The 25,605-nt window shown below is 43.7% G+C and carries 14 protein-coding genes and 1 pseudogene; 13 read left to right on the forward strand and 2 right to left on the reverse strand.

Annotation, left to right across the window (positions count from 1 at the left end; all coding sequences use genetic code 11):
- Window positions 1–51 precede the first annotated feature (51 nt).
- The 12 genes and pseudogenes from BacF7301_RS17795 to BacF7301_RS17850 form a co-directional block, all read left to right on the forward strand.
- Window positions 52–3,282 (forward strand): annotated as a pseudogene (locus BacF7301_RS17795) (glycosyl hydrolase); the annotation flags it as partial.
- Window positions 3,283–3,344: 62 nt separating this feature from the next.
- A complete protein-coding gene (locus tag BacF7301_RS17800; RefSeq protein WP_167964905.1) occupies window positions 3,345–4,778 on the forward strand; it encodes a sialate O-acetylesterase in 1,434 nt (477 codons plus the stop codon).
- Between the two features lie 7 nt (window positions 4,779–4,785).
- Window positions 4,786–7,098: a DUF5703 domain-containing protein gene (locus BacF7301_RS17805; protein WP_167964907.1), complete on the forward strand. Its 2,313-nt coding sequence runs from the start codon at window positions 4,786–4,788 to the stop codon at window positions 7,096–7,098.
- 115 nt (window positions 7,099–7,213) lie between these two features.
- The gene (locus tag BacF7301_RS17810; RefSeq protein WP_167964909.1) at window positions 7,214–9,853 is read left to right on the forward strand and encodes a glycoside hydrolase family 2 protein; all 2,640 of its coding nucleotides are present in this window, start codon (window positions 7,214–7,216) and stop codon (window positions 9,851–9,853) included.
- A gap of 91 nt (window positions 9,854–9,944) precedes the next feature.
- Window positions 9,945–14,375 (forward strand): hybrid sensor histidine kinase/response regulator transcription factor, encoded by a 4,431-nt coding sequence (locus tag BacF7301_RS17815; RefSeq protein ID WP_369805515.1) that lies wholly within the window; start codon window positions 9,945–9,947, stop codon window positions 14,373–14,375.
- 58 nt (window positions 14,376–14,433) lie between these two features.
- A complete protein-coding gene (locus BacF7301_RS17820; RefSeq protein ID WP_167964911.1) occupies window positions 14,434–16,116 on the forward strand; it encodes a polysaccharide lyase in 1,683 nt (560 codons plus the stop codon).
- Window positions 16,117–16,146: 30 nt separating this feature from the next.
- A complete protein-coding gene (locus tag BacF7301_RS17825; RefSeq protein WP_167964913.1) occupies window positions 16,147–19,242 on the forward strand; it encodes a DUF6298 domain-containing protein in 3,096 nt (1,031 codons plus the stop codon).
- 176 nt (window positions 19,243–19,418) lie between these two features.
- On the forward strand, window positions 19,419–19,970 hold the full coding sequence (locus BacF7301_RS17830) for an RNA polymerase sigma factor (RefSeq protein ID WP_167964914.1): 552 nt from the start codon (window positions 19,419–19,421) through the stop codon (window positions 19,968–19,970).
- A gap of 82 nt (window positions 19,971–20,052) precedes the next feature.
- Window positions 20,053–20,304, forward strand: coding sequence for a hypothetical protein (locus BacF7301_RS17835; RefSeq protein ID WP_167964916.1), 252 nt, complete (start codon window positions 20,053–20,055; stop codon window positions 20,302–20,304).
- 195 nt (window positions 20,305–20,499) lie between these two features.
- Window positions 20,500–21,267 carry a threonine/serine exporter family protein gene (locus BacF7301_RS17840; protein WP_167964917.1) on the forward strand — a complete coding sequence of 256 codons (768 nt, stop codon included), beginning with the start codon at window positions 20,500–20,502 and terminating at the stop codon, window positions 21,265–21,267.
- A 1-nt stretch (window position 21,268) separates the two neighbouring features.
- Window positions 21,269–21,754, forward strand: a complete 486-nt coding sequence (locus BacF7301_RS17845) for a threonine/serine exporter family protein (protein ID WP_167964919.1) — start codon at window positions 21,269–21,271, stop codon at window positions 21,752–21,754.
- A gap of 13 nt (window positions 21,755–21,767) precedes the next feature.
- Window positions 21,768–22,496 (forward strand): DUF6064 family protein, encoded by a 729-nt coding sequence (locus tag BacF7301_RS17850; protein WP_167964921.1) that lies wholly within the window; start codon window positions 21,768–21,770, stop codon window positions 22,494–22,496.
- A gap of 107 nt (window positions 22,497–22,603) precedes the next feature.
- Here BacF7301_RS17850 and kdsR read toward each other — a convergent pair whose 3' ends face one another.
- A complete protein-coding gene (kdsR, locus tag BacF7301_RS17855) occupies window positions 22,604–23,413 on the reverse strand; it encodes a 3-ketodihydrosphingosine reductase (RefSeq protein ID WP_167964923.1) in 810 nt (269 codons plus the stop codon).
- Between the two features lie 36 nt (window positions 23,414–23,449).
- Window positions 23,450–24,070 (reverse strand): HAD family hydrolase, encoded by a 621-nt coding sequence (locus BacF7301_RS17860; protein ID WP_167964925.1) that lies wholly within the window; start codon window positions 24,068–24,070, stop codon window positions 23,450–23,452.
- 348 nt (window positions 24,071–24,418) lie between these two features.
- Here BacF7301_RS17860 and BacF7301_RS17865 point away from each other — a divergent pair, with 348 nt between their 5' ends.
- On the forward strand, window positions 24,419–25,507 hold the full coding sequence (locus tag BacF7301_RS17865) for a tetratricopeptide repeat protein (RefSeq protein ID WP_167964926.1): 1,089 nt from the start codon (window positions 24,419–24,421) through the stop codon (window positions 25,505–25,507).
- Window positions 25,508–25,605 lie beyond the last annotated feature (98 nt).

Genomic DNA, 25,605 nt, shown 5'->3' on the forward strand with positions numbered 1-25,605 from the left:
CTATTAGCATGGACAGCCGTATACCCTGCCGATGCACAACAAACACGCTCACTTAGGGAGCAATTTCAGAATCCGTCAGACGAAGCAAAACCCTGGACCTTTTGGTATTGGATGTATGGTGCCGTGTCTAAAGAAGGGATTACAGCCGATTTGGAGGCAATGAAACATGCCGGATTGGGAGGTACTTACCTGATGCCGATTAAAGGTATTCATGAAGGCGCCCAATACGATGGCAAAGCGCAGCAGCTAACTCCCGAATGGTGGGAGATGGTGAGTTTCAGCATGGAAGAAGCAGATCGTCTGGGGCTGAAATTGGGAATGCACATTTGTGATGGTTTCGCATTGGCGGGAGGTCCCTGGATTACTCCCGAAGAATCTATGCAAAAAGTGGTCTGGAGTGATACAATCGTTGACGGTGGTAAGCTCAAGGCATTACGCTTACCGCAGCCGGAAGCTTATGACAATTATTATGAAGACATCGCATTGTTTGCTCTTCCCGTAGATGGAGCGGTGGATGAAATGCCGGCAAAGATTACCTGTGCCAATACAGCCACAGGAAATCATATTGATTCACAAAAGACAGTGAATATGGATGCCTCAGGAGTGATTCGTTCCTCATATCCTTGCTATATCCAGTATGAATATGAAACACCTTTCACGTGTCGCAATATCGAGATTATTCTGAGTGGCAATAATTATCAAGCACACCGGCTGAAAGTGATGGCGAGCGACGATGGTATAAATTATCGTTTTGTGAAGCAATTGATTCCTGCCCGCCAAGGGTGGCAGAATACGGATGAAAATTCCACTCATGCTATTCCTGTAACAACAGCCCGTTATTTCCGTTTTTACTGGACACCGGAAGGAAGTGAACCCGGAAGTGAAGATATGGATGCTGCCAAATGGAAACCGAATCTGAAAATAAAGCAATTGCGCTTGCATCGTGAAGCCCGCCTGAACCAGTGGGAAGGAAAAGCCGGACTCGTATGGCGTGTGGCTTCCGCTACCAAAGAGACAGAAGTAGGGAAAAAGGACTGCTACACCCTTTCACAAGTTATCAACCTGAGCAATCAATTCAACAATAATTCAACAGGCGACTTTAAAGAGAAAACATTAACCGCTGTCCTGCCCAAAGGCAAATGGAAACTATTGCGCATGGGACACACCGCTACCGGACATACCAATGCAACAGCCGGCGGCGGAAAGGGACTGGAATGTGACAAGTTTAATCCAGTTACTGTCCGCAAGCAATTCGACAATTGGTTTGCACAGGCATTTGTGAAAACAAACCCGGAAGTTGCACGTCGCGTACTGAAATATATGCATGTTGATAGTTGGGAATGTGGCAGCCAGAACTGGAGTACAAATTTTGCTATTGAATTCAAGAAACGTCACGGATACGACCTGATGCCTTATTTACCACTACTAGCAGGTATCCCGATGGAAAGTGCGGAACGCAGCGAAAAGATTCTGCGTGATGTACGTACGACTATATCCGAATTGGTTGTCGATGTTTTCTACAAAGTATTGGCAGATTGTGCCAAAGAATATGACTGCCAATTCTCTGCGGAATGTGTAGCGCCTACTATGGTCAGTGACGGACTACTACATTATCAAAAAGTAGACCTGCCGATGGGAGAGTTCTGGTTGAATAGCCCGACGCATGATAAACCCAATGACATGCTCGACGCTATCAGCGGGGCACATATATATGGAAAGAATATTATCCAGGCTGAAGGATTCACAGAAGTGCGCGGCACGTGGGACGAGCATCCCGGAATGTTGAAAACATTGCTCGACCGTAATTATGCCTTGGGTATCAATCGTCTTTTCTACCACGTATATGTACACAACCCGTGGCTGAACCGCAAACCCGGAATGACTTTGGAAGGCATCGGACTTTTCTTCCAGCGCGACCAGACTTGGTGGAACAAGGGTGCGAAAGCATTCTCCGATTATGCCACTCGTTGCCAGGCATTGCTGCAATACGGGCATCCGGTGACGGATATCGCTGTATTTACAGGAGAAGAAATTCCCCGGCGTTCTATATTGCCGGAACGTTTGATTCCCTCTTTGCCGGGTATCTTTGGTGCGGAACGGGTGGAAAGTGAGCGTATTCGATTGGCAAATGAAGGACAGCCGTTACGTGTGCGTCCTGTTGGCGTAACACATTCTGCTAATATGGCTGACCCCGAAAAATGGGTGAATCCGCTTCGGGGATATGCTTATGATAGTTTTAATAAAGATGTCCTATTACGGTTGGCAAAAGCAGAAAATGGCAGAATGATATTGCCAGGTGGAGCCAGTTATAAAGTTCTGGTACTGCCGCTTGCCCGTCCGATGAATCCCGACCCGGTGGAACTTTCGCCGGAGGTGAAGCAGAAGATAAATGAGTTGAAAGAAGCAGGCGTATTAATTCCTGCCATACCTTATAAGGAAGACGATTTTTCAGCATATGGTCTGGAACGTGATTTGATTGTGCCGGAAGACATTGCCTGGACACATCGTTGTGGTGACTTGGGAGATATTTATTTTATAGCCAATCAAAGGGAAGAGACACGTACATTTACTGCGAGTATGCGTATCAACGGAAGTAAACCGGAATGTTGGAATCCTGTGACAGGAGAAATTGATACCAATCCCTTTTATGAGCTAAAAGATAACCGCACGGAAGTGACTCTAACATTAGCTCCCAATGAGTCCGTATTCGTTGTTTTTTCTACAGAAGGAATTAGTAAAAATAGCGGGGACGATTCACAAAAGCAAAAGCTATGGAAAGAGAAAAAGAATCTTGCTAAAGAAGTTCGGGAAATTCCTTTAGACATGGAAGAGTACCAAATAAACTTCCTTAATACAGGAAAAGAGGTAACCCGGAAAACACTGTTTGACTGGAGTAAAGAAGAGGATGAACAGATTCGTTATTATTCGGGAACAGCCATTTATAAAACAACATTCCGCTGGAAAAACAAACTGAAGAAAGACGAACAAGTTTATCTGAATTTGGGAAAGATATGCGATATAGCAACGGTTCGTTTGAATGGCGTAGATTGTGGTACTATCTGGACGGCTCCTTATCGGGCTGATATAACGGCAGCTTTGAAAAAAGGGATGAACGAACTTGAAATAGAAGTAACGAATACGTGGGCGAATGCATTGAAAGGAGCTGACGAAGGCAAAGCGCCGTTTGATGAAATTTGGACGAACGCGAAATACCGCAGGGCGGAGAAAACTTTGCTTCCGGCAGGGTTGCTCGGGCCTTTGAGTTTCTCTGTTATAGAGTAATTCGCGTAATCCGTGCCTAAATTCATCATAATAAAGTACTTAAATGATAAAGACATACTATAATGAAAAGTTCAATGATTAAAACAGGTACAATGTTGGCAGGTTTTCTGCTTGCTGCCTGCCTATCGACACACGCAGAAGTAAAGCTACCGGCTATTTTTTCTGATGGCATGGTGATGCAGCAACAAACAAATGCCAATCTTTGGGGTACGGCAACTCCGAACAAGAAAGTGACTGTCACTACCGGTTGGAACAATAAACAATATGTGGTGGCATCGGATAAAAACGGTGCATGGAAACTTGCTGTCTCCACTCCGGAAGCGGGCGGCCCCTATACACTGACATTTGACGATGGAGCTAAAAAGACATTGAATAATATTCTGATAGGAGAACTTTGGCTTTGTTCCGGACAAAGTAATATGGAAATGCCAATGAAAGGATTCAAGAATCAGCCGGTAGAAAATGCCAATATGGACATTCTTCACAGCAAGAATCCGCAAATCCGTCTGTTTACGGTGAAACGTACTTCTACGTTCACTCCACAGAATGACGTTATCGGCTCATGGAAAGAGGCAAACCCAACCAGCGTCCGTGATTTCAGCGCAACAGCCTATTATTTCGGCAGACTGGTGAATGAAATAATAGATGTTCCGGTAGGATTGATAGTAGCAGCATGGGGCGGTTCAGCGTGCGAAGCCTGGATGACCGCTGACTGGCTGAAAGCCTTCCCCGACGCTAAAATTCCTCAATCTGAAACGGATATTAAATCAAAGAACCGTACTCCGACTGTGCTTTACAATGGAATGTTGCATCCCCTTATCGGCATGACAATGAAAGGAGTGATATGGTATCAAGGGGAAGATAACTGGAATCGTGCCCATACGTATGCAGATATGTTTACTACACTGATTAACGGTTGGCGTGCCGAATGGAAACAAGGAGATTTTCCTTTTTACTATTGTCAGATAGCCCCATACGATTATGGAATCATCACGGAAAAAGGCAAAGAAGTCATAAATTCCGCCTACCTTCGGGAAGCACAATCGAAAGTTGAGCATCGTGTAGCGAATAGCGGCATGGCGGTATTGCTCGATGCCGGAATGGAGAAAGGAATCCATCCGTCAAAGAAGCGAGTTGCCGGAGAACGTCTGGCACTTCTTGCTTTGACTAAGACTTACGGAGTAGATGGAGTGAATGGTGAAAGTCCTTATTATAAAAGCGTTGAAATAAAGAATGACACGGTAGTCGTAAGCTTTGAACGTGCCGGTATGTGGATTAGCGGCAAGAACTGTTTCGAGTCGAAAAACTTTGAAGTGGCAGGTAAAGACAAAATATTCTATCCTGCGAAAGCTTGGATTGAGCGTAGCAAGATGCTCGTAAAAAGTGAGAAAGTCCCGCATCCGGTAGCTGTCCGGTATGGATTTAAGAACTATGTGGAAGGAGATGTATATTGCGACGGACTACCTTTAGGGTCTTTCCGTTCGGATAACTGGTGATTGGAATATGAAAAGATTTTATCTGATTATAACAATATTATTTATTGGCGTGTCGGCACTTTGGAGCCAACATGCCAATGTCGTTTGGAATACTCCCAGCCGTAACTCTTCCGAATCCATGCCTTGTGGCGGTGGGGATATTGGTATGAATATATGGGTGGAAGATGGCGACATCTTGTTTTATGTAAGCCGTAGCGGTACATTCGACGAAAACAACTGCCAACTGAAACAAGGCCGTTTCCGTCTTCGGCTGTCACCTAATCCATTCAAAAATGCTACTGATTTCCGTCAGGAATTGAAATTGAAAGACGGTTATGTAGAGGTCGAAGCCGGTGGCGTGCAAATACAATTCTGGGTAGATGTTTTTCATCCGGTCATTCATGTAGAGATAGCGAACGCACAGCCTGTACAGACAGAAGTGTCCTATGAGAACTGGCGTTATCAGAAACGTCCCATTCGAAAAGGAGAGGGACAACAATGTTCTTACAAATGGGCTCCCCCGAAAGGAACGGCAACAAGTGCGGACTTCGTTTCTTTGAAAGATAATGCATCTGGCAGGAAAAACCAACTTATATTTTATCATCGCAACCCCGAACTAACCGTTTTTGATGTTGTCGTAGCCCAACAAGGGATGGGCGAGGTGAAGCCACAAATGATGAATCCTCTGAAAAACCTGACTTTCGGCGGAACTCTTTTCGGTGAAAATCTAGAATTTACAGGCATTACGGACGATACATATACCGGAACGGACTACCGCTCTTGGAATTTCCGCACTTCCAAAACTTCCCGCAAGGAACAGTTCTGTATCGTATTGCATACAGACCAGACAGAAACCGTAGCGCAATGGGAACAAGGTCTGCAAACCGCTTTACAAAGAATTGCCCCGAAAGGGAAAAACTCCGCAAAGACCATCACGCAGGATAAGAAACAAACCCGTTCATGGTGGAATGCCTTTTGGCAACGTAGCTTTATCGTAGCAGAAGGAGAGGCACAGGAAATCACCCGAAACTATACGCTTTTCCGTTACATGCTAGGATGCAACGCCTACGGTAGCGTACCGACGAAATTTAACGGCGGATTATTTACCTTCGACCCCTGCCATGTGGACGAGAAACAATCGTTTACCCCCGACTACCGGAAATGGGGCGGTGGCACGATGACCGCACAAAACCAACGGCTGGTATATTGGCCGATGCTGAAAAGCGGTGATTACGACATGATGTCCGCCCAATTTGATTTTTATAACCGGATGCTGAAAAACGCAGAATTGCGCAGCCGCATATATTGGCAACACAATGGAGCCTGCTTCAGTGAACAGATAGAGAACTTCGGTTTGCCTAATCCTGCGGAATATGGTTTCAAGCGTCCGGAGTGGTTCGACAAAGGATTGGAATATAATGCCTGGCTGGAATACGAATGGGATACAGTTCTCGAATTCTGCCAAATGATACTGGAAACAAAGAACTATGCGGATGCCGACATCACCCCTTACCTTCCTCTGATAGAAAGCTCGCTCACATTCTTCGACGAGCACTATCGCATGCTTGCTTCCCGTCGTGGCAGGAAAGCGCTGGACGGCGACGGGCATCTGGTTCTTTTCCCCGGTTCCGCCTGCGAAACTTATAAGATGACCAATAATGCCAGCAGCACCATAGCAGCCTTACGAACCGTGCTCAAAACATATGGAAAGAAAGAGGAAATGCTGAAAACAATTCCCCCGATTCCATTGCGATACATAGAAGTAAAAGATTCTCTGAATCCGGAATCTGTCCCCGAATTGAAACAGACGATTTCTCCTGCCGTAAGTTGGGAGCGCATCAACAACATAGAAACTCCGCAACTTTATCCTGTATTTCCGTGGCGTATCTACGGAGTAGGCAAGGAAAACTTGGAACTCGCCCGTAATACATATTTCCATGACCCGAACGCAATCAAGTTCCGTTCGCATACCGGATGGAAACAAGACAATATCTGGGCAGCCTGTCTGGGGCTGACCGAAGAAGCTAAAAGGCTGTCCCTTGCCAAGCTTTCCGACGGTCCCCACCGTTTTCCTGCCTTTTGGGGGCCGGGATATGACTGGACTCCCGACCATAATTGGGGTGGTAGCGGTATGATAGGGCTTCAAGAGATGCTCTTGCAGACCAATGGCGAACAAATATTACTTTTTCCGGCATGGCCGAAAGAATGGAATGTGCATTTTAAACTGCATGCTCCGGGTAAGACTATGGTAGAAGCTACTCTGAAAAACGGAGAAGTGAAGGACTTGAAAGTCTTGCCGGAAAATAGAAAGAAAGACATTATTATAATGATAAAAGAATAAAATAATTAGGCACGGATTACACGGATTTCACGGTTCTAAAATTATGATTGCATATGGCAACAGCGTAATCCGTGTAATCCGTGCCGAAAAAAGAAGCTATAAAAATAAAAGAGTTATGAATAAAAGACCGTTTTTAATCTTATCAGCTTTTCTGTTATTGTTCTCATTAACAGGGAAAGGACAAGCAACAGAAGCTTACCGTCCCGAAACATCGGTCGCCGGATTTATCCAGCTTCCCGGTAGCGGGCGACAAGTGTATAATTTCAATCCGGGATGGCGATTCTTCAAGGGAGATATCCGTGGTGCGGAAGCTGTGAACTTTGACGACCGTTCCTGGGAAATAGTTTCTACCCCTCATACAGTGGAGTTGATGCCTGTCGAAGCCAGCGGATGCCGTAACTATCAAGGTCCGGCATGGTATCGCAAGCATTTTGTAGTTCCTGCCGATACTAAGGGACAACGGGTGTCGATTCATTTTGAAGCAGCTATGGGCAAGCAGATTATCTATCTGAACGGAAAACGTATCCAAGAGCATATTGGCGGCTATCTGCCATTCACGTTAGACTTGACCGCCAATGGCGTGCAGGCAGGAGACTCTTGTCTGCTTGCTGTCTTTACGGACAATAGTGATGATAAATCTTATCCCCCCGGCAAACGCCAATATACCCTGGACTTTGCTTATCACGGCGGCATCTACCGCGATGTATGGATGATTGCCAAATCTCCGGTAGCCATTACGGATGCTCTCGATTCGCAGATCGTTGCCGGTGGCGGAGTATTTGTACATTTCGATAAAATCAGTGAAAAGAGTGCACAAGTCTACGTAAAGACAGAGTTACAAAATGATGCGCAACGTCAGGAATCTGTAACCGTAGAAACAACCCTGACCGATGCAGACGGAAAAGTAATCAAACGTACTTCCGGCAAACTCTCTCTGAAACCCGGAGAAAAGAAGTCTATCCAACAACAAATGGAAGTGAAGAACCCGAAATTATGGTCACCGGATACACCTTATTTATATAGAGTACAATCACGGATAAAGAAAGGCAATCAGTCCATCGACGGTGGAATTACCCGTGCCGGTATCCGTCTTGCCGAATTCCGTGGAAAAGACGGTTTCTGGCTGAATGGAAAACCTTTCGGACAATTAGTAGGTGCCAACCGCCACCAGGATTTTGCCTATGTAGGCAATGCTTTGCCCAACTCCCAGCAGTGGCGTGACGCGAAGCGTCTGCGTGATGCAGGATGCACTATTATTCGTGTAGCTCACTACCCGCAAGACCCTTCCTTTATGGATGCCTGTGACGAACTGGGAATGTTTGTCATTGTAGCCACTCCGGGATGGCAATATTGGAATAAAGACCCCAAATTTGGAGAACTGGTTCATCAGAATACCCGTGAGATGATTCGCCGTGACCGTAATCATCCGTCTGTACTGATGTGGGAGCCGATTCTGAATGAAACCCGCTATCCACTCGATTTTGCCTTGAAGGCATTGGAAATAACCAAAGAAGAATATCCTTATCCGGGACGTCCCGTAGCTGCTGCCGATGTACATTCGGCAGGCGTGAAAGAACATTATGACGTAGTTTACGGTTGGCCGGGAGACGATGAAAAAGCAGACAGACCGGAACAATGCATCTTTACCCGTGAATTTGGGGAAAATGTGGATGACTGGTACGCTCATAATAACAATAACCGTGCAAGCCGCAGTTGGGGAGAACGCCCGTTGCTCGTGCAGGCACTATCTTTGGCAAAAAGTTACGATGAAATGTATCGTACCACAGGACTATTTATCGGTGGTGCGCAATGGCATCCGTTCGACCATCAGCGCGGTTATCATCCCGACCCTTATTGGGGCGGCATCTATGATGCTTTCCGTCAGAAGAAATATGCTTATGAAATGTTCCGTAGCCAGTCACCTGCCAGCCTTGAACATCCCTTGGCTGAATGCGGTCCGATGGTATTTATCGCTCATGAGATGTCGCAATTCTCTGATAAGGACGTAGTTGTATTCAGCAATTGCGACTCAGTCCGCCTTTCCATCTATGACGGAACAAAAACATGGACGAAACCTGTGGTTCACGCAAAGGGGCATATGCCTAATGCACCTGTCATCTTCAACGATGTTTGGGATTTCTGGGAAGCACGCGGATACAGTTATACCCAAAAGAACTGGCAGAAAGTCAATATGGTTGCCGAAGGTATTATCAACGGGAAAGTGGTATGTACACAAAAGAAAATGCCTTCCCGCCGTTCTACCAAACTACGTATGTATGTAGACACTCAGAAAGTAAATCTGGTAGCAGACGGTTCCGATTTTATTGTAGTAGTTGCCGAAGTGACCGATGATAGCGGAAACGTGCGTCGTCTGGCAAAGGAAAATATCGTATTCACGGTAGAGGGCGAGGGAGAGATTGTCGGAGATGCCACAATCAATGCCAATCCCCGTGCCGTTGAATTCGGCTCGGCTCCCGTATTGATTCGTTCTACACGGAAAGCCGGAAAGATAAAAGTGAAAGCCCATGTACAGTTTGAAGGTACACAGGCTCCGACGGCTGCCGAACTGGAATTTGAAAGTATCCCGGCAGAACTTCCTTTCTGCTACGAAGAGCAGACTACAATTTCATCAACAATGAAAACAGATTTATCGAAAAGTAAATCCGAAGGAAAAATCAAGTTGACAGAAGAAGAACGTCAACGGGTATTGGATGAAGTAGAACGCCAGCAGACCGAATTTGGAACTGAAAAATAGAATAAGAAAAGATAAGAAGATAGTGATTTAGGTCACTATCTTCAAAAAAAAGATTATCTTTGACTGCATTTAATTCCAATTAGTACCCTAAATGAGAAAACGGAATATTCTAATACTATTACTGTCGATGATGGGCGTCTGTGCTTTTGCCTATCCGAATATGATTGTAGAACACTACACAGCAGAACGCGGTTTGCCCAATAATATTGTTAACTGTACATTAAAGGGAACAGACGGTTTTGTCTGGTTTGGCACCTGGTATGGATTATGCAGTTTTGACGGAACAAAATTCCGTTCATATGATAACCGCGACGGCTTTTATTCCGCCGATATCCCCCCTCGCAAGATTCAACGTATTGTAGAAGATAAAAACGGTTTCCTGTGGATTAAGACCATCGACCGCAAACTTTATCTGTTCGACAAGCGGCATGAGAGTTTTCACGCTGTTTATGACGATGTGAAAGAATACTCCGAAAATATCCAGATAATTAAAATTCAGACAACAGAAGACGGAGATGTCCTGCTGTTGACCAAAGACAAGAGCCTTCTGCGTGCCTACACCGATAAGGAAGGCAAGATTACGATGAAGCAGTTGCACGACTCGCGCCCCAATGTGAACGTCTATGATATGCGCTTGAAACATAACGTATTCTGCGAAACAACTGAATTTATCAACTGGATTGGCATGGATTATCAGATTTTGTCTCTTAGAAAGGGAGAAGCCCTGAGAGACAAGCCTGCCGACTTCATACAGAAAAAAATTTCTGCCAATCCCGAACAGTTCACCTGCGCTTCTTATAATTCCAAATTTCTATGGCTGGGAGACAAAAACGGTCATATTTACAGCATTGACCCGCAAAACGGAGTCGTGAACCGTTACGAAATACCGGAAATCAAACAGCCTGTCTCTAATATACTGGTTACAGAATCCGGCTTGATGTATATCACCACGAATGAAGGAGCCTACGAATACAATATCGGCTACAAGCAACTAACCAAACTCCCGTTTACCATTCCCGAGAAAGATGGCGGAATCATATTCCACGATAAATATGACAAGATATGGTTTCAGGAAGGAAATCATGCTTTGACTTACTATGACCCTCTGAACAGAAGCAACCAACGTTTTACATTTCCCAATCAGAGCAACGCCATCGGGAACTTCGAAATGCAGGATGCCGGCGAACAAGGCATGTTTTTCCTGACTCCGGGCGGGGAGATACTTCTGTTCGACAGGGATAAGCTGGAAATGACACGTATCAACCAGATGAAGCCTTTCTCTGATGATATTCCCGACCAACTTTTTTTCCATCTTCTTCTGGATAAGGATGGAATCCTCTGGTTAGCATCTACAAGCAGCGGAGTATATAGGGTGAACTTCCCCAAAAAACAGTTCCAGTTATTGACCGAAGTATCTCCCGTACCCGTAACAACCGAAAGGCCGACTTCCTGGAACCAGGGAATACGTGCCCTTTTTCAGGCGCAGAATGGTGACATTTGGGTGGGAACCCGTTGGCAGACTTTATATCGTCTGGATCGCAACGGACAAGTGAAACAGATTTTCTCGGACAAGAACTATCTACTGGGAGCCGTCTATCATATAATGGAAGATAAAGACGGCAATCTCTGGTTCTCTACCAAAGGAAACGGGCTTGTCAAAGCCGAACCGGATATGAATTCACCTCATGGCTTGCGTTTTACCCGTTACAAGAATGACCCTAAAGATCCGAACTCTATCAGCAATAATGATGTGTACTTCACCTATCAGGATAGCCGTGGACGAATCTGGGTAGGACTATTGGGCGGCGGACTAAACCTTCTTTCCGAAGAAAACGGTGAGATTGTCTTTATACATAAATACAACGGGCTAAAACAATACCCACCCTACGGTCTTTATATGGAAGTGCGCACAATGACGGAAGACGAAGACGGACGTATTTGGGTGGGAACAATGGATGGCTTGATGTCTTTTGACGGGCATTTTACCGTACCCGAACAAATTCAGTTTGAAACCTATCGTCAGGTCAGCGAACGTTCCAACGTAGCGGACAATGATATTTATGTATTGTATAAGGATACTGATTCACAAATCTGGGTAAGTGTGTTTGGTGGCGGACTGAACAGGCTGGTGCGATATGATAAGGAAAAGCATGAACCGATTTTCAAATCTTACGGCATACGTGAAGGTATGAACAACGATGTAGTCAAATCAATCGTAGAAGATAAGAACGGTAATCTGTGGTTCACGACAGAAATAGGTTTGTCCTGCTTCAATAAAGCTACCGAACAATTCCGCAACTACGACAAATATGACGGTTTCCTGAACGTGGAAATGGAAGAGGGGAGTGCGCTCCGTACATTGAACGGCGACTTATGGATTGGCACCCGGCAGGGAATCCTGGCATTTTCGCCCGATAAACTGGAAACGCAACATACCAACTATGATACGCGCATCGTAGACTTTAAGGTGTCCAACCGGGATTTGCGTAGTTTTCAGGATTGCCCGATTTTGAAAGAATCCATCACATACGCCGATGCGATTCGGCTGAACTACAATCAATCCATGTTTACGATAGAATTTGCCGCCTTGAATTTCTACAATCAGAACCGGGTGTCTTATCGTTATATACTCGAAGGATATGAAAAAGAATGGCACTATAACGGTAAGAACCGTATCGCTTCTTACACCAACGTCCCACCGGGTGACTATACATTCCGCGTAGAAACAATTGACGAAGCGAATCCGGAACTTGTTTCCGACTGTACTTTGGCTGTCACTATCCTTCCACCCTGGTGGTTGAGTTGGTGGGCTACACTTATCTATGTAATTCTTGGGTTAGCAGCTCTCTATTTCGGTCTGCGCCTGGCTTTCTTCATGCTTAAAATGAAGAACGACATCTATATCGAACAAAAGGTTTCGGAAATGAAAATCAAGTTCTTTACCAATATCTCCCATGAACTCCGTACTCCTCTGACATTGATTAAAGGCCCGATACAGGAATTGAAGGAACGTGAAAAATTATCTCCGAAAGGATTGCAATATGTTGAATTGATGGAGAAGAACACCAATCAGATGTTGCAGTTAGTCAATCAGATTCTCGATTTCAGGAAGATTCAGAATGGTAAGATGCGATTGCATGTTTCCTTGATTGATTTCAATGAAATGATAGCCTCTTTCCAAAAAGAATTCCGCGTACTATCGGAAGAAAATGAAATCAGTTTCACATTCCAATTGCCGGATGAAGCGATTATGGTATGGGCAGACAAGGAAAAATTGAGCATTGTAGTCCGTAATATCATATCGAACGCATTCAAGTTTACACATGCCGGTGGAAGTATCCATGTCACTGCAGGATTGACGGATGACGGGAAACGCTGTTATGTACGGGTAGAAGATAACGGGGAAGGGATTCCGCAAAACAAGCTGACTGAAATATTCGAACGCTTCTCGCAAGGGGAGAATACGAAGAATCCCTATTATCAAGGTACAGGTATCGGTTTGGCTCTTTCCAAAGAGATAGTCAACCTGCATCACGGACTTATCCGTGCGGAAAGCCCGGATGGACAGGGCGCTGTATTTATAGTGGAACTTTTGATGGACAAGGAACATTACCGCCCGTCGGAAGTCGATTTCTATGTCAGCGATACGGAAGCAGCTCCGGTAACTTCCGATGAAGAAACTGAAAATATTTCTTCCGTGGAAGGAACAGAAGAGGAACCCGAATTTGACGCTTCATTGCCCACTCTTTTGTTGGTGGAAGATAATAAAGACCTCTGCCAATTGATAAAACTTCAATTAGAGGATAAATTCAATATTCATATTGCCAATAATGGGGTGGAAGGATTGAAGAAAGTACATCTGTATCACCCCGACATCGTGGTGACCGACCAGATGATGCCGGAAATGGATGGTTTGGAAATGTTGCAGGCTATCCGTAAGGACTTCCAAATCAGCCATATCCCGGTGATTATCCTGACCGCGAAGAATGATGAAGGCGCCAAGACAAAAGCAATTACACTGGGAGCGAACGCTTATATCACAAAACCATTCAGCAAGGAATACCTGTTGGCACGTATCGACCAATTGCTCGCCGAACGGAAAATATTCCGTGAACGTATCCGCCAGCAAATGGAAAATCAGACAACGACGCAAGAGGACAGCTACGAACAGTTCTTGGTAAAGAAAGACGTGCAATTCCTCGAAAAGATTCATCAGGTAATTGAGGAAAACATGGATGACAGTGACTTCAATATAGACACGATAGCTTCCGGCATCGGCTTGAGCCGTTCGGCATTCTTCAAGAAGTTGAAGAGCCTTACCGGACTGGCACCCGTAGACCTGGTAAAAGAGATCCGTCTGAACAAATCCATCGAACTGATAAAGAACACGGATTTAAGTGTTTCCGAAGTTGCATTTGCTGTCGGATTCAAAGATTCGGGGTATTATAGCAAGTGTTTCCGGAAGAAATATAACCAGACCCCTCGTGAATATATGAATGAATGGCGGAAAGGAGAGAAATAACCGATTACAAAATGCTTTCTTAATCGTCTTTTTAGAAAACCTATTAAGATTCGAAAGAATGAATAACATCAAGAAAGTATTATCAGCGTGGATGCTGGTTGCCTGTGTACTCCCTGCGGCAGCACAGTATCCTGTGATTCCGGACTCAGTAAAGGCACGAGGAGCAAAACAAGAAGCGGAGTTCGAACAGAAGTCAGATGCGGCATGGGAAAAAGCCTTGCCGACAGTTTTGCAAGAAGCACAAAAAGGACGTCCCTACAAGCCGTGGGCTTCCAAACCGGAAGATTTGATAAAGAGTAATATTCCCGCTTTCCCCGGTGCGGAAGGTGGCGGTATGTACACTCCCGGCGGTCGTGGGGGAAAGGTAATCGTAGTTACTTCCCTCGAAGATTCGGGAGCCGGAACACTTCGGGAAGCCTGCGAAACCGGTGGCGCACGTATCATCGTTTTCAACGTATCGGGTGTAATCCGTTTGAAAAGCCCGATTAGCGTGCGTGCCCCTTATGTGACGATTGCCGGTCAGACAGCACCCGGAGATGGTATTTGTGTGACAGGTCAGTCCTTTCTGATTGATACGCATGATGTTGTTATCCGCCATATGCGTTTCCGCCGTGGCGCGCAAGATGTCGCTTTCCGTGATGATGCGGTGGGCGGAAATGCAGTGGGAAATATTATGATTGACCACTGCTCGGCAAGTTGGGGACTGGATGAGAATATGTCTATCTACCGCCATGTATATAACAGGGGAGCAGATGGGCATGGCTTGAAACTTCCGACTGTGAATATCACCATTCAGAATTCCGTATTCTCCGAAGCATTGGATGCTTACAACCATGCGTTCGGTGCTACTATCGGTGGGCATAACAGTATGTTCTGCCGTAATCTCTTTGCTTCCAATATCAGCCGTAACAGTTCGGTAGGTATGGACGGTGACTTCAACTTCGTCAACAATGTTGTTTTCAACTGGTGGAATCGTTCCGTAGACGGGGGAGATAACAAGAGTTTCTACAACATGATTAATAATTACTTCAAGCCGGGCCCTATCACTCCGTTGGATAAGCCAATTTCGTACCGTATTCTCAAACCGGAAGCCGGACGAGACAAAAGCCGACCTTTGTCTTTTGGAAAAGCTTATGTGAACGGGAACATCGTTCATGGCAATGCCAAAGTGACAAAGAACAACTGGGACGGCGGCGTGCAACTCGCCAGTGAAGTGGATGCCGAAAAGTTCCTGCCGCAAATAAAAGTGGACGAACCGTTCAAAATGTCTCCCGTGACGGTCATGGATACCAAAAAAGCGTATAATTTTGTATTGGATAATGTAGGAGCCAATTTCCCGAAACGCGATGCCGTAGATGCCCGTGTCATCAAGACTGTGCAGACAGGAAAAGCTATCTATGCAAAAGACGCGCCAGAGTTTGTCTCTCCTTATGTGAAGAGACGCTTACCTGCCGATTCTTATAAACTGGGAATCATTACAGATATTCGTCAGGTAGGCGGACTACCCGAATATAAAGGAGAACCCTATGTCGATACGGATGGTGACGGAATGCCGGATGTCTGGGAAACCGCTAACGGACTGAATCCGAACGACCCGACTGACGCTGTGAAAGATTGTAATGGTGACGGTTATACCAACATTGAAAAATACATTCATGGTATAGATACAAAGAAGAAAGTGGACTGGACAGATTTGAAGAACAATCACGATACACTGTCCAAGCGAAAAAGTTTATTTTAGCCAGATGAATAGATTATAAAGTTTATTGTAATGAACATACAAATAAGAACTATCCTTTTGGGATTATTGGGTATTGGGTTTGCGCAGAGTCATGCGCAAACCTTTGCTTTGCAGGTAAAGGATGAGCAAATCACTTATCTGACCGATGAGAGGGGAAACCGGATTCTTGATTTCTCCACTTGCGGTTATCAGGCATCCGAACAGGATATTCCTTCCTTTAGGAATGTGGTGTTTGTGCCTTGGAAGGCAGGAGATAACACTGCACGCATCCAACGTGCCATCGACTACGTAGCGTCACTAACTCCCGATGCTTCCGGTTTTCGCGGAGCCGTATTACTGGACAAGGGAGAATTTTCTTTATCCGGCAGTATCCGTATTGCTACGTCGGGAGTCATACTGCGGGGAATGGATAAAGAGAAAACAGTACTGTTGAAGAAAGGAGTAGACAGGGGCTCGCTTATCTATGTAGAAGGGACGGATGACCTGAATATGCAGGATACATTGCAGGTGCTTTCCAAATACGTTCCGGTAAATACAAGAACATTGGAAGTAGCTTTAGGAACTTCTCTGAAGAAAGGTGACCGGATAATGGTAACCCGCCCTTCCGGGAAAGAATGGATTGCTTCATTGGGCTGTGATATCTTTGGTGGTGGAATCAGTGCTCTGGGATGGAAAGAGGGTGACATGGATTTGACTTGGGACAGGACTATTACCGAAGTGAATGGCAATCAAATCACATTGGATGCCCCATTAACCGTGGCCTTGGACGCCCAATACGGTATGTCTACGATTATGACCTACCAATGGAACGGACGTATCAATCATTGTGGAGTAGAAAATATGACATTGGTTTCCGACTATGATAGACGTTATCCCAAAGACGAAGACCATTGTTGGACAGGTATCTCCATCGAAGATGCGGAAAACTGCTGGGTAAGACAGGTTAATTTCAAGCATTTTGCGGGAAGTGCCGTTATAGTTCAGCGTACAGGTTCCAAAATTACCGTTGAGGACTGTATTTCGAGAGAGCCTGTTTCTGAAATTGGCGGAATGCGCCGTTGTACTTTCCATACGTTGGGACAGCAGACTTTATTTCAGCGTTGCTATTCAGAGCAAGGAATCCATGATTTTGCTGCCGGATACTGTGCAGCCGGGCCCAATGCTTTCGTACAATGTGATTCGTATGAATCTTTAGGATTCAGTGGTTCTATTGATGCCTGGGCATGCGGATTACTGTTTGATGTGGTCAATATTGACGGACATAATCTCACTTTCAAGAACTTGGGACAAGATAAGAACGGAGCCGGATGGAATACGGCAAATAGTTTGTTCTGGCAGTGTACCGCCGCAGAAATCGAATGTTATGCTCCGGCAAAAGATACAAAGAACCGTGCATACGGTTGCTGGGCGCAGTTCTCAGGAGATGGTGAATGGGCGCAGTCCAATAATCACGTACAGCCACGCAGTATCTTTTATGCCCAATTGGCAGACCGATTGCAAAAAGAATGTGCTGAACGTGCCCGTATCCTGCCTAGAAATACAAGTGCAACGAGTAGTCCTACCGTAGAAGTGGCTATGAAACTGGCAAAAGAAGCCTATATTCCTCGCTTGACATTGGAACACTGGATTGAAGAAAATAAGTTTTCTCCTTCGGTAGCGTCAGCCGCAGTAAAATCAATTGATGATATAAAAGAGAAAAAGAACACCTTCAACAAATTGTCGGCACAACCGGAAGTAACTATTACCAACGGACGTATCCAAATGGACGGCGCCTTACTGGTAGGTGGCAGTCATACCACTCCGTGGTGGAATGGAAGACTCAAAACCAGTTTCTTGAAAAAGGCAAGTCCTGCCATTACTCGCTTTGTTCCAGGACGTGAGGGGCTGGGATTGACCGACCGTATCGACTCTGTCGTTAACTTTATGAAGCAGAAGAACATTCTTGTCTTTGACCAAAATTACGGACTGTGGTACGACCGTCGCCGGGATGACCATGAACGTGTTCGTCGTCGGGATGGAGATGTATGGGGACCTTTCTACGAACAGCCTTTCGGACGTAGCGGCCAGGGAACTGCCTGGGAAGGATTAAGCAAGTATGACTTGAACCGCCCTAACGCATGGTATTGGGCACGATTGAAGGAATTTGCGGAAAAAGGGAGTGAAGACGGACTGCTTTTATTCCACGAAAACTACTTCCAGCATAATATCATTGAAGCTGGCGCACACTGGGTGGATAGTCCGTGGAGAAGTAGCAACAATATCAACCAGACCGGATTCCCGGAACCTGTTCCGTTTGCCGGAGACAAACGAATCTTTGTGGCAGACATGTTCTACGATATTAGCCATCCGGTACGTCGCGAACTGCACAGACAATATATTCGCCAATGCCTAAATAACTTTGCTGATAATTCGAACGTCATCCAACTGACAAGCGCTGAATTCACAGGTCCGTTGCACTTCGTGCAGTTTTGGCTGGATGTCATAGCCGAGTGGGAAGCGGAAACCGGCAAGAAGGCTAAAGTAGCGCTGAGTACAACAAAAGATGTACAGGATGCCATTCTTGCAGACTCGAAACGGGCTGCCGTAGTAGATATTATTGATATCCGCTATTGGCACTACAAGACGGATGGAATCTTTGCACCGGAAGGCGGAAAGAATATGGCTCCCCGCCAGCATATGCGTAAGATGAAAGTAGGGAAAGTAACTTTCAGTGAAGCATATAAAGCGGTAAATGAATATCGTCAGAAATTTCCTCGGAAGGCAGTGACATTCTATGCACAGAATTATCCGGCGATGGGATGGGCAATATTCATGGCGGGTGGTTCATGTCCTGTAATTCCGTGCACAGACAAAGTATTCCTAAGGGATGCTGCGATAATGGAAGTGGAAGAAACAAATACCGATGAGTACAAGAAATTGGTAAAATCTGATATTGGAAGTATCATTTATTCCAAGTCCGGAACAGATATTCCTATTCAATTATCGTCCGGAAAGTATGCATTAAAGTACATTCATCCAAGCTCCGGAAAGATAGAAGTTCTTAATAAAGCATTGAAAATAAATGGATTATACAGATTGAAGGTGCCAGACAAGAAAGAAGGTATTTATTGGTTCCATAAGCTATAAAACAAAAAATCCCGTTGAAGACAATTCAGCGGGATTTTTCTTTTTTATCAGTAATTTCTAGTAAAAGAGTGTTATAAAACATGATACTTATTTTTTCAATCCACAAACCAGATTTTACCTAAGGTTGCGGTCAATACTGCTTAGTTTTGCAACATCAAATCAATCGAATTAATGCTATGATGGAACAGACTAATAATTCAACCGAAACTTTATTCGCTTCTTTTCAAGCGGGAAATATGGCAGCTTTTTCTCAACTGTACAATTTGCATATCAATATCCTTTTTAATTATGGATTAAAGCTGACCATTGATAAAGAGTTACTTCAGGATTGCATCCATGATGTTTTCGTGAAACTCTATACTAAAAGAGCCGAATTAGGCACTATTGATAATGTTAGGTCATATTTGTTCATCTCATTAAAAAATAAGCTTTGCGACGAGCTTCGCAAACGTATGTATATGTCTGATACTTCTATAGAAGAGGTGAATATGCCGACTCTCACAGATGTGGAAGACGATTACATGGAAAATGAGCAACGCAAGAATGAGTTTTCATTGGTGAGGCGTTTACTCGACCAATTATCACCCCGCCAGCGTGAAGCGCTTACGCTATATTATATAGAAGAAAAGAAATATGAAGATATTTGCGAGATTATGAACATGAATTATCAGTCTGTACGCAATTTGATGCATCGCGGATTGTCTAAGTTGCGTACACTGGCTAGTTAATTTTAGTGAAAAGAATATTTTGTTGAGTACATATACAGGATAACACCGTCCTATTTATGTAAACGCTTAAAAAGGATGCGATATGTGCTCTAAGGTAAAGGATTTTTTGACGGATGATGATTTCATCAACTATGTGCTGGGTGTAACTCCACAATCAGCTTCCCAATGGGAAACTTATTTCAGGGAACACCCGGAAGAGATGGCAGATGCAGAAGAAGCTAAAGCAGTATTACTGGCTCCGGCAGATGTTGCCTGTGATTTCTCGATAGCTGAGAATAAGATATTAAAAGATAGGATTGTTAGTAGTATAAAAGATTTTTCGGACATTTTGTAGTTAGGTTAGATAAAGTTAGTTAGGTTAGTTAAGGCATTAAAAGATTGACGCAGTCTTTCATAGCAGCTCTTGGGGGAGCTCTATGAAAGACTGCGTTTTTTGTTCCTGAATATTTTGTGAGAAAATATTCAGGAATAAGGCTTGCTCCTATAACTCTTTTTTGTACTTTTGCGCCCGATTAAAAATATCACATTCATGAAGACAAGCGAATCTTTATTATCCATAGGTAAATTTATAGCAGAATATTCAGCCCATTTAATGGGCGCGGGAGTGCACACGTCACGAGTCGTACGTAACTCCAAACGTATCGGAGAAGCTTTTGGTTTAGATGTAAAATTAGGTGTATTTCATAAAAATATCATTCTAACAATTATAGACAAGGAAACAAACGAAGCCTGTAATGAGGTTATAGATATTCCTGCACATCCTATCAGTTTCGAGCATAATTCAGAGCTAAGTGCGTTAAGCTGGGAAGCGGTAGACAACCATCTCTCGTTGGAAGAACTGACAAAGAAGTACAGGAAGATTGTTTCCGCTCCGATGATACATCCTCTTTTTGTGTTGATATTAGTGGGCTTTGCCAATGCCTCTTTCTGCAAACTGTTCGGTGGTGACTTGATTTCTATGGGAATCGTTTTTTCAGCGACTATTACAGGTTTTTACCTGAAGCAGCAGATGCAGAAAAAGAAAATGAACCACTATATTGTTTTTATAGTCTCGGCTTTCGTCGCATCCCTATGTGCTTCCACAGCTCTGATTTTTGATACGACCTCTGAAATCGCGATGGCGACCAGCGTACTTTATCTCGTACCCGGCGTTCCCTTGATTAATGGCGTGATTGATGTAGTAGAAGGATATGTCCTGACAGGATTTGCCCGTCTGACAGAAGCGTCTTTACTGATTGTCAGTATCGCTATCGGACTTTCCTTCACATTATTAATGGTAAAAAACAGTTTAATTTAATATGATAGCACTTGACATTCTTACTGACGGATTTTTTGCAGCAGTAGCAGGTATAGGATTTGGTGCGATTTCCGACCCGCCTTTGCGTGCGTTCAAAATGATTGCCATATTGGCGGCATTAGGACACGCCTGCCGTTTTTGTCTGATGACTTATTTGGGGGTAGATATTGCTACCGCTTCCTTGTTTGCCGGACTGGTTATCGGTTTCGGTAGTTTATGGTTAGGGAAAAAGGTATATTGTCCGATGACGGTACTTTATATTCCGGCATTGCTTCCTATGATTCCGGGCAAGTTTGCCTATAACATGGTATTCTCATTGATTATGTGTTTACAGAATATGAATGACCCGGAGCAACTGGATAAATTCATGGGTATGTTTTTCTCCAATAGTCTGATAGCCAGTACTGTTATATTTATGCTGGCAGTAGGAGCCACATTCCCAATGTTCCTGTTTCCACATCGGGCTTTTTCTTTAACAAGACATTAATTAAACAACTTTTATGGAGATTTTTTGGAGAACAATCGCATATTATAATTCAGCTACCTGGCTTTTGCAGTTAGTAATTATTCTTATTGGTATTGCATTGACGGCATTACTTATCGGCAAGCCGCGTCCATGGGTAAAGATGGCAATGAAGTTTTATATGATAGGACTTTATGCATGGATTTCTATCATTTACTATTATATATATTGCGAAGAGCGCAGTTATAATGGAGTGATGGCAATGTTTTGGGGAGTAATGGCTATCATATGGATATGGGATGCGATTACAGGATACACGACTTTTGAACGTACTCATAAATACGATATATTGTCCTATATTCTGTTAGCAATGCCTTTCATATATCCATTGGTATCACTGGCACGCGGACTTTCTTTTCCGGAAATGACTTCTCCGGTAATGCCTTGCTCTGTGGTAGTATTTACTATCGGATTGTTATTGCTGTTTGCCCACAAAGTAAATATGTTCCTGGTACTTTTCCTTTGCCATTGGTCATTGATAGGATTGTCCAAGACTTATTTCTTCCAAATCCCCGAGGATTTTCTGTTAGCTAGTGCAACGATTCCGGGACTATATCTCTTCTTCCGGGAGTATTTCCTGAATAATCTGCATGCCGATACGAAGCCGAAAGCGAAATATATTAATTGGCTGTTGATTACGGTCTGTGTCGGACTGGCTATATTGTTGACTACAACGATGTTTTTGGAATTAGTTCCAAAGAACTAGTCAGAAGTAGAAAAAAGTTTAGGCACGGATTACGCGGATTTCACGGTTTTTGTTAATCACATCGAAAATTAACTACCGTGAAATCCGTGTAATCCGTGCCTAATTTATTATTTTATTGCGTAAAATATCCGAAGGGCATACAGCATTACCGCATCGGGCAACCATCTTTTGCTTTTTGCAAACAGGACTTGTACAAACGGCCCTACTTTGGTTCGGAAAGGCGGATCCTTACGAGCTACTATTCTACAAATTGCAGCAGCCAGCTTTCGTGGGTGGCATCCGTTACGTTCTTCCTTTTCTATAATCTCCAGCGATTTCAAGAAACTTTCTCCGTAATCGGCATCCAACCTTGTCAGTTCGGAAATATTCCGGTTATCCGTAAATCCGGTATTAAAATCTCCCGGCTCTACCAGACATACCTTGATATTAAACGGATGCACTTCCAAAGCTAAAGCCTCACTATAACCTTCCACCGCAAACTTCGAAGCCGAATAGAAGCCCTGATAGGGGATACCCATCACACCACCGATAGAACTGATATTGATAACTTTCCCTTTACGTGCCTTGCGCATGACAGGCAATACTTCCCTGCACATATTCACTACACCAAAGAAATTGGTATTCATCTGTTTGTTCACCTCATCTTCTGTGGCAAGTTCCAGCGCACCGCCGATACCTATGCCGGCATTATTTATCAATACATCTATCCGTCCCTGTTCCGAAATTATCTGCTCTACCGCTTGACGGATGGAAAAAGGGCTGGTGACATCGACAACAAGCATTTTTACGTTATCCATATTCCCGGAAGCCTTCCGGCTTGTCCCGTAAACGATGTGTCCTTGTTCCGATAACATTTGGGCTGTGAACTTTCCGAATCCGGAAGACGCTCCGGTGATAAGTATGACTTGTGATTGCATATTTTTCTATTTGCGAACGTGATATAGCGGTAATGATTACTTCTTTAGTATAGTTGTCAGTTCTTCCCGCCAGTCTGCGCCATTCTCCGGTTGAAAAGTCTCGAATCCGAGTTTTTTGCCTATCTGGATATTAGAAGCGCCATCGTCGACAAATAGAGTTTCGGAAGGAATGATATTACAATCATTTATCATAAAATCGAAAATTTCCGGTGCGGGTTTTGTATGTCCCAGTTGGTAGGATAAATATAAGTTGTCACAATAATCGTTCAACGGCATTTTCTTTGAAGAAAAATCCGGGCTGCATGCCCATGACATGACAAAAGGATTGGTATTACTAAGAATATATACATGATAAGATTTCCGTAATTCCAAAATATAATCAAGCTTGCGCAAATCCACCTCATTGAAGAAGCCCAGCCATGCTTGCTTCGTTTCTTCCATAGTAAGTTCACGTCCACATAAATCTCCCAACTGCTTTCTGAATTCATCCGCACTAAGTTTTCCTTCCTCTAATTCCTGAAAGATTCCGGTTTGGTGATATTTATCCAAACGGGTATCCGCATCCGCCAATCCCAGTTCGATAAATGCCTGGACAGCTTTATCACGGTCAATGTCTACAATAACTCCACCAAAATCAAATACAATATTCTTAATCATGATATATAATTTATGTTTGCTACAAATATACGGCTTATCTTCCTAATTGACTGCTTGTTGTTCCTTGATATTTATCAAGAAAAGTATAGAAAGTAAACTGATATATTACATAAGTTTATTTCTCAATATGCGATAAAGTAATCGTCTGACAATTGTTTCTTTTTCGTCTGACATCTGTTGTTCTTTCGTCTGACAGTTGTTAGACGAAAGAACAACAGATGTCAGACGATTACTTTTATATGATATCAGCATTAGAGTTTGCTAAAAGAAGGAAGAAATATTCGCTACTCTAACAATAATCTTATAAATTTGTCGCATATTTGTATGCAGAGATTTAAAATTGAGACTATGGGTAATCTTCGAATTTTATTGTATGTATTTGTCCTTTCTCTGGCTGCCTGTCATCCTGAGGGGACTAATGTGAAACAAGGATTAGACAAAGCAGCTCAATTAATAGAGCAAGACCCGGATACGGCATCCATTATCCTTGAGACTATTCAAATGAACCAAATGAATGAAGCGCAGCTTGCAGAATATAATCTGCTGTGCACTCAATTCAACGAAGACAAAAATATACCTCATTCTTCTGATAACCAAATCCGCCAAGCCGTATCTTATTACGAACAATACGGAGATAAATATCAGAAATCGAGAGCTTATTATTATCTGGCATGTGTAGAAAGTGACTTGAATCAGGAAAAAGACGCCGAGATTCATTTCAAAGAAGCAATAAAACTTGCCGCACAAACAGAAGAATATGAGCAGATGACTAAAATCTGCAAGAGATGCAGCCTTTATTACCAGAAATACGGAAACTTTGACGAAGCGCTGGAAATGGAAAGAAAAGCGTATGCCAGCCAATTGATGTTGATTGACAGTAATGACCGTTCTACCGTGATTCTGTCATCCGCCTTAGGATTGTTCGGTGTTATGTCCCTCTTGCTCGGATTACTTTGGAAGAAACATTTGTCTGTACATTCGCAGTTGGACACCTTTAAAGAAGAAATGCAGAAAAAAGATGTTGAATCAGACAAGCTGGCACTGCAATGCAACTATCTCGAAGAGAAATACCAGTCTCTCCAACAACATATCTATGAAGATTCTCCGGTTATTTCAAAAGTCCGTCAGTTGAAGGAACGAACAGCCTTATCTTCGCGAGTACCTTCTTTCTCCGAAAAAGATTGGACGGAATTATTGCGGCTTCAAGAAAGTGTTTACGGGCTTGTATCCAAATTGAAAGAGTTAAGTCCTAGACTTACGGAAGAAGATTTAAGGGTATGTGCCTTTTTAAGAGAAGGCGTTCAGCCTGCCTGTTTTGCGGATTTAATGAAACTGACTGTTGAAACTCTGACCCGAAGAATTTCCAGAATAAAAACAGAGAAACTGATGCTAGTAAACTCCAAAGAATCGTTGGAAGATATTGTAAAATCACTGTAGTCTGCATTTGTCTGTAATCACCAATGATGAATCGTTGAATATCAGTAAATTACAAATATCTGTCGTCCGTATCCGTCCGGTAAAAAAAAACTTTTTTA

This window comes from Bacteroides faecium, assembly GCF_012113595.1.
GTDB classification, from domain to species: domain Bacteria; phylum Bacteroidota; class Bacteroidia; order Bacteroidales; family Bacteroidaceae; genus Bacteroides; species Bacteroides faecium.

Coding starts and splice junctions, on each gene's coding strand:
- BacF7301_RS17820 (WP_167964911.1), top strand. CDS start 14,434: ATGAATAACATCAAGAAAGTATTATCAGCGTGGATGCTGGTTGCCTGT.
- BacF7301_RS17825 (WP_167964913.1), top strand. CDS start 16,147: ATGAACATACAAATAAGAACTATCCTTTTGGGATTATTGGGTATTGGG.
- BacF7301_RS17840 (WP_167964917.1), top strand. CDS start 20,500: ATGAAGACAAGCGAATCTTTATTATCCATAGGTAAATTTATAGCAGAA.
- BacF7301_RS17860 (WP_167964925.1), bottom strand. CDS start 24,070: ATGATTAAGAATATTGTATTTGATTTTGGTGGAGTTATTGTAGACATT.
- BacF7301_RS17800 (WP_167964905.1), top strand. CDS start 3,345: ATGAAAAGTTCAATGATTAAAACAGGTACAATGTTGGCAGGTTTTCTG.
- BacF7301_RS17835 (WP_167964916.1), top strand. CDS start 20,053: ATGTGCTCTAAGGTAAAGGATTTTTTGACGGATGATGATTTCATCAAC.
- BacF7301_RS17845 (WP_167964919.1), top strand. CDS start 21,269: ATGATAGCACTTGACATTCTTACTGACGGATTTTTTGCAGCAGTAGCA.
- BacF7301_RS17850 (WP_167964921.1), top strand. CDS start 21,768: ATGGAGATTTTTTGGAGAACAATCGCATATTATAATTCAGCTACCTGG.
- BacF7301_RS17830 (WP_167964914.1), top strand. CDS start 19,419: ATGATGGAACAGACTAATAATTCAACCGAAACTTTATTCGCTTCTTTT.
- BacF7301_RS17805 (WP_167964907.1), top strand. CDS start 4,786: ATGAAAAGATTTTATCTGATTATAACAATATTATTTATTGGCGTGTCG.
- kdsR (WP_167964923.1), bottom strand. CDS start 23,413: ATGCAATCACAAGTCATACTTATCACCGGAGCGTCTTCCGGATTCGGA.
- BacF7301_RS17865 (WP_167964926.1), top strand. CDS start 24,419: ATGGGTAATCTTCGAATTTTATTGTATGTATTTGTCCTTTCTCTGGCT.
- BacF7301_RS17815 (WP_369805515.1), top strand. CDS start 9,945: ATGAGAAAACGGAATATTCTAATACTATTACTGTCGATGATGGGCGTC.
- BacF7301_RS17810 (WP_167964909.1), top strand. CDS start 7,214: ATGAATAAAAGACCGTTTTTAATCTTATCAGCTTTTCTGTTATTGTTC.